Genomic DNA, 10687 nt, shown 5'->3' with positions numbered 1-10687 from the left:
TGTATCATTGTCGAGTGCCCACACAGATTGCATGGTCAAATTGTTAAAGAACTTTTTCCAGATTCGCATTTCGCTCATCGTGGACAGGGCGGCCATTCTATCGAAATGAAAAACTGTGTCAAACACTTTTTTCAATCAATTTCGGAACAACTTTCCTGTGAACCTCTGGTTTTCAGCTTTCTTCGCCGTAATCCCGTTCAGTGAGGCGGCATTATAGGGACTTTCTTTCAGGGCGCAAGCGCATTTTTGAGAAATTTTCGTTTTTTTTGTTTTTCGGATAAAAGTTAATCAAAAGCAGCTAATTTTGCCCACTATAGTTGTTTAAAAGCTTGAGAAAAGGCGGATACACGCTTCCAGTCCGTATATTCTACTTCTTTTGTGGTGTCGGTTTCCCCGCCAGTCATACGCATGATGAACTGAATCATGGTGCGATCGAACCAGTTGTATCGCGGATACCGCAATGCCCCGGCAAAAACTTCCAGCAATTCAGGCTGCCAGGATGACTTTTTCAGAAACGTCTGCATATAGACGCTGGTTTCCGGTGTGTCTTTACCCGGTTTACGGGCTGTCAGGTTCACGCAATAAAAAGCAGCTTTTTGTGCGGCCAGCGATGCATGGTGACGTTCAATAAACTGATAGAGCTTTTTATTCAGATGTCCGTAACGTACGGAAGCACCAATCAGCACTTTATCGTATTCACTGAAGTTAATGTCTGGCAGCTGATGAATATCCTGCATCTCACATTGATATTCCGCGCCCAGGTCCTGGACGATATGTTTGAGGATCTTGATGGTCTGCCCTTCACAGCTTGAGTGCAGCATCAGTACCTTTTCCATAGTCTTCTCCTTAATTGCGCCAGAATGTCGGGGTGAACAGAACCAGCAAGGTAAATACTTCAAGTCGGCCAAACAGCATCGCGACAACCAGCGTCCACTTCGCGGCATCATTGACCTCACCAAAGTGTACGGCAACCTGTCCGAGACCCGGCCCGAGGTTATTCAGCGTTGCAGCCACCGCAGAGAATGCGGTCAGCTCATCCATTCCAGTCCCCACCAGAACCAGCATGCAAACGACGAACACCAGCGCGTACGCTGAGAAAAAACCCCAGACGGCATCCACGACGCGTTGTGGTAATGCCTTGTTCCCGACTTTGATGGTGTAGACCGCCCGCGGGTGCACCAGTCGTTTCAGTTCACGCACTCCTTGCAGGAACAGCAACAAGACGCGGATCACTTTGATGCCCCCCCCTGTCGACCCGGCGCATCCTCCAATAAAGGAAGAGAACAGCAAAAGCACAGGAAGAAAGAGTGGCCACTCTGAAAAACTGGTGGTGGTAAAACCTGCCGTTGTTGAAATCGACACGGTCTGAAAAAGCGCCTGGTCCAGGGTTGACCACCAGCTCTCATAAGTCTGGTGCTTCATCAGCAAGCTGTAACAAATCACCAGCAGGATCAGCTGCACCACCAGGAAGGCTTTAAACTCAGGATCTCTTAGATAGGTACGCAGATGCACTCCCCGATTAGAGAAGGCCGCAAAATGCAGTGAGAAGTTACAGGCTGAAATCAGCAGGAACAGCACCGTCACCATATTGATCGCGGTGCTGTTGTAGTGGCCGATACTGGCATCATGCGTCGAGAAACCGCCGATGGCGACCGTCGAGAAACTGTGGGCAATGGCATTGAACAGATCCATCCCTGCCATCCAGAAGGCAGCCGCACATGCAACCGTCAGCGCCAGATAGATAAACCACAGGGTTTTCGCCGTCTCAGCAATCCGTGGTGTCATTTTACTGTCTTTCACAGGCCCCGGGATCTCAGCCCGGTACAACTGCATCCCACCGATACCCAGAACCGGCAAAATCGCCACGGCCAGGACGATGATTCCCATCCCGCCGAACCATTGCAGCATCTGGCGATAAAACAGAATTGCTTTCGGCAACTGATCCAACCCGACAATCACGGTCGCCCCCGTTGTAGTCAGGGCAGAAAAAGACTCAAAAAAGGAATCGGTCAGCGACAGGTCCGGGGTTTTGGACAGAATAAAAGGCACTGCACCGGCGCTGCCAATCACCGTCCAGAACAGCACCACAATCAGGAAGCCATCACGCGCTTTCAGTTCGCGCCGATGGTGCCGGTTGGGCAGCCACAATGCAGCGCCCCCGGCGAGCAAGATAAAAAATGTTACGACAAAGGGAAAACCCGCACCATCACGATACAGTAACGCGATCAGAGCTGGCACCAGCATGGTAAAACTAAACAATGCCAGCAGCAGGCCAACAATACGGATAATCGAACGAATTTGCATAATATCTAGCGGGCGCTCTTCATTTTGTTCTTTTAAGAAGTTTCATCTGCGTCCTGAATGCGAATCTGGCCGCTACTGCGATTGATCAACATGACTTTGAAGTTATCGACCAGACGGCAGTCGAGTTCAAGCGTCATACGGACGTCAGCACCGTATTCAGCATGAACGACCTCGGCACCATGCTCGGCTATCACAGCCTCCAGCAATGGCACCTGATTATACGCACAGCTGATATAAATTGGTGAAGTAATCACCTTTTCTTTGGTGGTGAGCACAGCAAGCGCCTGCTGTACCCCGCCGCCATAAGCTTTCACCAAACCGCCGGTGCCCAGTCGGATCCCGCCATAATACCGGGTGACGACCGCTGTGATTTCCCCGACACCCGAGCCACTCAGCTGGGCCAGGATGGGTTTGCCTGCCGTTCCCGAAGGCTCTCCGTCATCGCTGAATCCCCACAGCATGGAATCGTCGGGACGTCCCGCCACAAAAGCCCAGCAGTTATGACGGGCATCGGCGTGGCGCGTTTTGATTTCCTGAACAAAGGCTTTGGCGGCATCCAGACCCGGCGTATGTGCCAGATACGTGATAAACCGGCTCTTTTTGATTTCTTCTTCAGCAATCACCGGTGCTGCCGGGATGGGATATGGAGCCTGTGCCATGTCATTTGTCCGTTTACATCATCGAAAGGCACAAGAATAACATAACCCTGCGTACAGATTCACAACACAAAAAAAGGAGCCGAAGCTCCTTATATTCTGAACGGCAGCACCTGGTTTATTGAGGCTGGTTCTGCTGACGGTTCAGCTCCAGCGTCACCTGCTCCACCTGATAACTGTGCTCCAGCGACTGTAAGACAGGCAGCAGGTTGCGGCCATCTTTTGCCTTCAGCAGGGCAATACCGCCACGGGCATAAACCAGTTCCAGCTGATGCTGCGCCGCAAAACCGGCCGCATCCTTGTCTTGCCCAAGGCGGATCAGAAAGCTGCCGGTCACCTCAACAGTGTCGCCGACACTGTCCAGTGCCCGCAGCTTATCTCCCTTATATAGTGCAGAGGTTTCTGCCGATGCCAGAGGCGCCGACAGTGAGCGTTTCTGGCGAGTTTGAGGTTGGTTATCCGTCAAACGCTGATAGGCCACACCGTTCAGGATCAACGTACCGGCGCTCGCTTCTGCTTCAGTTACTAGTTTAACTGCAGGCAAGGCGGCCAGTGCCGGGGTAACAAACAGCAATGACGCGAACATAACAATGGTTTTCATGTTGACTTACCCCTCGTGTCCGAAGAATCGAATATCCCAGGATTTCAGTACGCCATCCTGAGTGTTATTGGCCTGCCGGACCGTGATCCGCTCTCCTTCAGCCGGTTGTGCAATCCAGCTGGATTCATCCCGATTGGTATCGTGCACCACCAACTGCCAGCGTCCCTGAGAAGACTCACCATAGAAATGATGCGACAGCAGCAATTGCTGTTCAAAACCGGCCACCTGATTGCTGATCGACTGGCCGACCATGCCTGTGCGAGGCGACATAATGACACTGCGGGTACCGGACGGAGCAATCAGCTCAATCGCCAGGTCATGGACACGCTGGTGATCGATGTCGACCTTCACCTGAACCGCTTCCACAACAAAGTCCTGCGGCTGGTTGAAATCACTGACAGCCCCCTGCAACGTCGCATCCGGGATCTGTGACTGTGCCGTCACACGCTGCCAGGTCGTCACCGACAAAGGCGGCAAAGGTGTCTCATAGTCCTGTGCCATCGCCACAGCACCATCAACATTCACCCGGCCAAAGCCATAGAAGTTATGGAATTCATACCCCGCAGCATTGGTCTGCCAGCCGGGAATTGCCTGATACGTGCTGGTTTCATTGGCGAGGTTACGAAATGTCAGGCTGACCCCGGTGTTGTTCGGATCGACTTTGGTCGCCGTGGACGCCAGAATATGCTTCACATCACGCCAGCTCAGGTCCGGATTGGCCGACATCACCATGGCTACAGTCCCCGATGCATTCGGAGCCGCTGATGATGTACCGTTCATGGTACCGTTATACTCACAGCGCGGGTCCAGCGCCGTGCCTCCGTGCAGCGCATTCGTCGTACGCGTCAGGGTGTTGTACCCGGCATCGCAGCCGCTCACATCTGTGGTGATCATTGCCGGAGAATCCGTGCCATACTCACCGCCCGGTGCAGCTACAAATACGTTCGCACCGACGGACGAATAAGAGGAACGTTGCCCCTCAGCATTGACCGCCGACACCACCATATTCCAGTAGTTGGCATTGTCCGGGGTAATATTGCTGTCCTGCATGGGCAGGCCGTTGTTCGGCGGGCCAACCCGATTCGGATCGTAATAGTCACCCGGTAGAATCCGCGTCCGGCCCAAAGAGGTAAAATTCATCGAGAAGCGGTGATAGCTGTTGCCTGCTGATTTCACGAACAGGCTGCCAAGTCCCTGGTGGGATTCACGTGTTACGTGTTCGTAGACCTGCTCTCTGAGGGCAACATCCAGATCATTAAGGTCATACTTGCGGGGAAATAAAGAGGACGAACCATAGCTCTGGTTAAACACTCGCACATCAGCCGTGTTTTCCGCTTCCCCATGTGACAGCAGCCAGGCTTCCATCGACTGATTGTTCAGCCAGTTGAACCCCTTCAGACCCGCTTCCGGTGCGACACCGCGGCCACCGATACCATTCCAGCCCGCGGCAGCTGCGATTCCGGCGACCGCCGTTCCGTGTCCGTCGGTCGGATCATCCGGCGAGGGGTCATCATCGTGATTCACTACATCCCGCGAGCCCGGGCGGATATTCGGTGCCAGATCCGGGTGACCTATCTCCAGACCATCATCCACAACCGCAATAGTAACGCCCTGACCACGCACGCCAGTCGCATGGCTCACGTACAGGTTCATGTCCTGCCCGGCAATCCCGGCTGAACGGGAAAATGCCGTCTGGCCATGATTTTGCAGGTGCCACTGGTGCGGATAAAGCGGGTCTGAGGTGAAGTCATCCTGTACTCCGGCCCAACCGGTACCCGGCTCCGGAACCACAGCCGCTTGTGCCAGAGTCGCCGCATGGGCCATCCCCGGCACCAGAGCCGCCGTAACCAGTACAGGCAATAATTTCAACGCTGTCTTCATGCATACATCCTTCATATGATTCATTCCATTGATATTCCAGTGATGGAATAGAGTCAGGATGTATACTGACAACAGTCATCATTGCTACACGGAGCGGTGAAAAAAGATAAGCAGAATGAAATGCCTCGCAAAAGCAAAAGATTGCACTCAATAAATCAGCCACGAATAACCCAAAGAAGCTTCGGTGCATATCACCTTTTGCAACACACCCACATCAAGGTTTAAACAATTGTTTAAAATAGGTGTTGAAATCCATTTACAACAAGTCCAGACTAATCTTTAACCTGGTTGCAGGTCAAACCAGTCAAAATCAAGCCGGCAAGTGAACCGGTATTCACGGAGATAGAACATGATTTACCAAGGTGAAACCCTGTCCGTAAGCTATCTGGAGGATGGCATTGCGGAAATCAACTTCAATGCGCCAGGCAGCGTGAATAAGCTGGATCGCAAGACCCTGGAAAACCTCAGTGAAGCTATCAATGCGCTGTATCAGCAAACCGAACTGAAAGGTGTACTCCTGACGTCCGGCAAACCTGCTTTTATTGTTGGTGCAGATGTGACCGAGTTCCCTGACATCATGACGCAGGAAGCTGAGACCCTGTCCAGCTGGCTGGCTGACGCCAACGCCATTTTTAACCGCCTGGAAGACATTTCTGTCCCGACCGTTTCAGCGATTAACGGTTTTGCGCTGGGCGGCGGCTGCGAATGTATTCTGGCGACAGACATTCGTGTTGCCGACACAACCGCACTGGTCGGCCTGCCAGAAACCAAACTGGGTATCATGCCTGGCTGGGGTGGCTCCGTACGCCTGCCACGCCTGATCGGTGCCGATCCGGCGATGGACATCATCGCCGCAGGTAAAGCAAAGAAAGCTCCGGAAGCCCTGAAGCTTGGCCTGGTTGATGCCGTTGTTGCACCTGAAGCCCTGCACGACGCGGCGCTGACCATGCTGAAAGATGCGATCGCCGGTAAACTGGACTGGCAATCTCGCCGTGCCCAAAAACAGGCTCCGCTGAAACTGAACAAAATTGAAGCCACCATGAGTTTCACCATAGCCAAAGGCATGGTGATGCAAGTTGCAGGTCCGCACTATCCTGCCCCGATCACGGCGGTCAAATGTATTGAAGAAGCCGCGCGCATGAGCCGCGACGAAGCACTGAAAGTCGAAAACAAAGGCTTTGTTGCGCTGGCGAAAAGCCAAGTGGCTCCGGCACTGGTTGGTATCTTCCTGAATGACCAGTACATCAAAGGCAAAGCGAAGCAAGCAGCCAAAGAAGGCAAAGACACCCAACGTGCAGCCGTACTGGGTGCCGGTATCATGGGTGGCGGTATTGCTTATCAGTCTGCACTGAAAGGCGTGCCGGTGATGATGAAAGACATCGCTCAGCCATCGCTGGATCTGGGGATGACCGAAGCTTCCAAGCTGCTGAACAAGCAACTGGAGCGCGGCAAGCTCAATGGCCTGAAAATGGCAAAAATCCTGGCGTCTATCCAGCCGACCCTGCATTACGCCGGTATTGAAGATGCTGATGTGATTGTTGAGGCTGTGGTTGAAAACCCCAAGGTAAAAGCCGCGGTTCTGGCCGAAGTTGAAGAACGTGTGAGTGAAGACACTGTGATCACGTCAAATACCTCGACCATTCCAATCAACGTGCTGGCAAAATCACTCAAACGCCCGGAAAAATTCTGTGGCATGCACTTCTTCAACCCGGTACACCGCATGCCGCTGGTTGAAATCATCCGGGGTGAACACACTTCGGAAGAGACCATTTCCCGCGTGGTGGCATACGCTGCCAAGATGGGTAAATCCCCGATTGTGGTCAATGACTGCCCTGGATTCTTCGTCAACCGGGTTCTGTTCCCTTACTTTGCCGGTTTTAGCCTGCTGCTGCGTGACGGCGCCGATTTCACCAAGATCGATAAAGTGATGGAGAAAAAATTCGGCTGGCCGATGGGCCCTGCTTATCTGCTGGATGTGGTTGGTATTGATACCGCGCACCACGCGCAGGCCGTCATGGCTGAAGGTTTCCCTGAGCGCATGAGCAAAGACTACAAAGATGCTGTTGACGTGATGTTCGAGAACCAGCGCCTGGGTCAGAAGAACGGCAAAGGTTTCTATGCCTATTCCGTCGACAAGAAAGGCAAGCCGAAGAAAGATTTGGCACCGGAAGTGGCTGAACTGCTGGCGCCTGTGGTCAGCCGTACCGCTGATTTCAGTGACGAAGACATCATTGCCCGCACCATGGTTCCGATGATCAACGAAGTCGTTCGCTGTCTGGAAGAAGGCATTGTTGCGACCCCGGCAGAAGCAGATATGGCACTGGTGTATGGTGTGGGCTTCCCTCCGTTCCGTGGTGGCGTTTTCCGTTACCTGGATACCATCGGCCTGGCGAACTATGTGGCAATGGCTGATCAATTCGCTCATCTTGGCGCGGTTTACGAAGTTCCTGCCGGTCTTCGTGAGAAGGCAGAGAAAGGCGAAAGCTATTACAACGCACCCGTAAACGCTTAAGGACGAGGATAAACACATGAATAACGTCGTAATTGTTGATTGCATCCGCACCCCGATGGGGCGTTCTAAAGGCGGTGCATTCCGGAATAAACGTGCTGAAGATCTGTCAGCCCACCTGATGAAAGGCCTGCTGGAGCGTAATCCTCAGGTCGAACCAACAGCGATTGAAGACATCTACTGGGGCTGTGTGCAGCAAACCCTGGAACAAGGCTTTAACGTTGCCCGTAACGCCGCACTGCTGGCCGGTATTCCGCATACCGTAGGTGCAACCACAGTCAACCGTCTGTGCGGTTCATCGATGGATGCCCTGCACTGTGCCGCCCGCTCCATCATGGTCGGTGATGCAGAGATTTGTCTGGTTGGTGGTGTCGAGCACATGGGCCATGTGCCGATGAATCACGGTGTCGACTTCCACCCGGGCCTGTCCAAATCTGTGGCACAAGCCGCTGGCATGATGGGTCTGACCGCAGAAATGCTGGGCCGCATGCATGGCATCAGCCGTGAGCAGCAGGACGCCTTTGCCGCCCGCTCGCACCAGCGTGCCCATGCTGCAACGATTGAAGGCCGTTTCAAAAAAGAAATCCTGCCGACTGAAGGTCACGATGAAAACGGTATCCTGAAAGTATATGATTTCGACGAAGTCATCCGTCCGGAAACCACAGTGGAAACCCTGTCCGGCCTGCGTCCGGTCTTTGATCCGGCCAACGGTACTGTAACTGCAGGTACGTCATCAGCCCTGTCTGACGGTGCTTCTGCCATGCTGATCATGAGCGAAAGCAAAGCGAAGGAACTGGGTCTGAAGATCCGTGCCCGCATCAAGTCCATGGCAATTGCCGGCTGCGATCCGTCCATCATGGGTTACGGCCCGGTACCGGCAACCCAGAAGGCACTGAAGCGTGCCGGTCTGACAATTGACGATATCGGCATGGTTGAGCTGAACGAAGCCTTCGCAGCGCAATCCCTGCCATGCGCCAAAGACCTGGGTCTGCTGGACGTGGTCGACGAGAAAGTGAACCTCAACGGCGGCGCCATTGCACTGGGTCACCCGCTGGGCTGCTCCGGTACCCGTATTTCGACCACGCTGATTAACCTGATGGAACATCACGACGTCAAATACGGCCTGGCGACCATGTGTATCGGCCTGGGTCAGGGGATTGCCACCATTTTTGAACGAGTGGATAGTTAATTCTTCCCTGACAAACACGAAGCCCGCACCGGTTGCGGGCTTTTTTTCGGTTAAATTTCAGGAAAATTTGTCTGAGATTCAGATTTCAGACAAGCTGACTCACTACACTCATGCTTTACCGCTTTTACTTCGCACGGAGAAAAACCATGTTTAAGGCACTGATCCTCAACCAGCAAGATAATAAAACACTGGCGCAAGTCGGCGATGTGGAAGACAGTCAATTACCGGACGGAGATGTGACAATTGCAGTGGACTATTCCTCCCTCAACTACAAAGACGGCCTGGCGATCTCCGGTGCAGGAAAGATCATCCGCCAGTTTCCGATGGTACCGGGCATCGATTTTGCCGGGACGGTCAAGTCATCCAGCGACAGCCGCTACCAGCCAGGCGATCAGGTCGTCCTGACCGGCTGGGGCGTCGGTGAAAATCATTGGGGCGGCATGGCTGAACTGGCCCGGGTCAAAGCCGACTGGCTGGTTCCCTTACCGGCGAACCTAACCTGTGAGCAAACCATGGTGATCGGAACCGCTGGGCTGACCGCCATGCTTTGTGTGCAAGCCCTGGAAGATGCCGGCCTGACGCCGGAGTCCGGCGAGATACTGGTCACCGGTGCCAGCGGTGGTGTCGGCTCCGTCGCGGTCACTTTGCTGGCCAGACTGGGCTATCGCGTTACAGCCGTCACCGGCCGTGCTTCGCAAAATGGTGCGCTGCTCAAACAACTTGGTGCCACCACCATCCTTGAGCGCAGCGAACTGGAAGAACCAGCCAAACCGCTGGAAAAACAACGCTGGGCAGGTGCCATTGATACCGTCGGCAGCAAGGTTCTCGCGAAAGTGCTGAGCCAGCTCGACTACAATGGCGTCGTGGCAGCATGCGGACTGGCCGGCGGCTTTGATTTACCGACCACCGTCATGCCTTTTATTCTCAGGAATGTACGCCTGCAAGGGATCGACTCGGTTTACTGCCCTTATGACAAACGCGTAAAGGCTTGGCAACGGCTGAGTGAATTGCTGCCGGACAGCTTTTACCAGCAAGCTGGCCAGACCGTCAAACTGGAACAGGTGCCGGAACTAGCTCAGGCAATTATTCAGGGCCAGGTCACCGGCCGTACACTGGTGAAGCTGTCCTGAACCATCGCTTTTTCACAGACATTTACCAAAACTTCATCCAGTTTGACCGGGTGAGGTTTTTTTCCACGATCAACAGGTAAAAAAAATCCCGCCATAATAGCGGGGAAGCCCAAGAAAACTGGGGAGTGTAGTAGATGTGAAAGTTAGCTTTCCTCTTCCTCAAGCTCCGGAGAATGTGAGAGCTCGAGCCAGAGTCCAATCGCTGCGGCAACCAGGCCCGCCAGCGAGAAGACAGTTAATTCATCAACGTTGCGCAGTACAATCGAGCAGAAAGCGATAAAGCACAGCACACAGTAAATAGTCAGTCTATCCATCTGAGTAATCATCTCCGCCTCCCTGCGATGACAACTTAGTTAACAACTTGTTAACTAAGTTACACATAATTGTTACCTTTGCCAACCCCTGGTTGATTATTTA

10 protein-coding genes are annotated in these 10687 nt (G+C 53.4%); 4 read left to right on the top strand and 6 right to left on the bottom strand.

Annotated elements, in window-relative coordinates; all coding sequences use genetic code 11:
* The coding region (locus tag SPK40_RS20395) for a hypothetical protein (protein WP_330961710.1) at positions 1–204 on the top strand (204 nt) is incomplete at its 5' end.
* 107 nt (positions 205–311) lie between these two features.
* On the opposite strand, the gene hemG is transcribed toward SPK40_RS20395, so the two are convergent.
* The 5 genes from hemG to SPK40_RS20370 form a co-directional block, all read right to left on the bottom strand.
* Positions 312–836, bottom strand: coding sequence for a menaquinone-dependent protoporphyrinogen IX dehydrogenase (gene hemG, locus SPK40_RS20390; RefSeq protein ID WP_330961709.1), 525 nt, complete (start codon positions 834–836; stop codon positions 312–314).
* A gap of 10 nt (positions 837–846) precedes the next feature.
* Entirely contained in the window at positions 847–2304 is a 1458-nt protein-coding gene (locus SPK40_RS20385; RefSeq protein WP_248144704.1) for a TrkH family potassium uptake protein, read from the bottom strand.
* 32 nt (positions 2305–2336) lie between these two features.
* Positions 2337–2963 (bottom strand): YigZ family protein, encoded by a 627-nt coding sequence (locus tag SPK40_RS20380; protein WP_330961708.1) that lies wholly within the window; start codon positions 2961–2963, stop codon positions 2337–2339.
* A gap of 115 nt (positions 2964–3078) precedes the next feature.
* Positions 3079–3561 (bottom strand): hypothetical protein, encoded by a 483-nt coding sequence (locus tag SPK40_RS20375; RefSeq protein WP_330961707.1) that lies wholly within the window; start codon positions 3559–3561, stop codon positions 3079–3081.
* A 6-nt stretch (positions 3562–3567) separates the two neighbouring features.
* The gene (locus SPK40_RS20370; RefSeq protein WP_330961706.1) at positions 3568–5442 is read right to left on the bottom strand and encodes a S8 family serine peptidase; all 1875 of its coding nucleotides are present in this window, start codon (positions 5440–5442) and stop codon (positions 3568–3570) included.
* Between the two features lie 349 nt (positions 5443–5791).
* Between SPK40_RS20370 and fadB the strand changes: the two genes are divergently transcribed.
* The 3 genes from fadB to acuI all read left to right on the top strand — a co-directional run bounded on the left by fadB (position 5792) and on the right by acuI (position 10270).
* Positions 5792–7954 (top strand): fatty acid oxidation complex subunit alpha FadB, encoded by a 2163-nt coding sequence (fadB, locus tag SPK40_RS20365; RefSeq protein WP_330961705.1) that lies wholly within the window; start codon positions 5792–5794, stop codon positions 7952–7954.
* Between the two features lie 16 nt (positions 7955–7970).
* A complete protein-coding gene (gene fadA / locus SPK40_RS20360) occupies positions 7971–9140 on the top strand; it encodes an acetyl-CoA C-acyltransferase FadA (protein ID WP_330961704.1) in 1170 nt (389 codons plus the stop codon).
* A 146-nt stretch (positions 9141–9286) separates the two neighbouring features.
* On the top strand, positions 9287–10270 hold the full coding sequence (gene acuI / locus SPK40_RS20355) for an acrylyl-CoA reductase (NADPH) (protein WP_330961703.1): 984 nt from the start codon (positions 9287–9289) through the stop codon (positions 10268–10270).
* 143 nt (positions 10271–10413) lie between these two features.
* Here acuI and SPK40_RS20350 read toward each other — a convergent pair whose 3' ends face one another.
* Positions 10414–10584 (bottom strand): hypothetical protein, encoded by a 171-nt coding sequence (locus SPK40_RS20350; RefSeq protein ID WP_371929360.1) that lies wholly within the window; start codon positions 10582–10584, stop codon positions 10414–10416.
* Positions 10585–10687 lie beyond the last annotated feature (103 nt).

This window comes from Photobacterium sp. 53610 (assembly GCF_036409375.1).
Taxonomy (GTDB): domain Bacteria; phylum Pseudomonadota; class Gammaproteobacteria; order Enterobacterales; family Vibrionaceae; genus Photobacterium.
The sequence above is the reverse complement of the archived record's forward strand: the minus strand, read 5'-3'. Positions and strand labels throughout refer to the sequence as shown.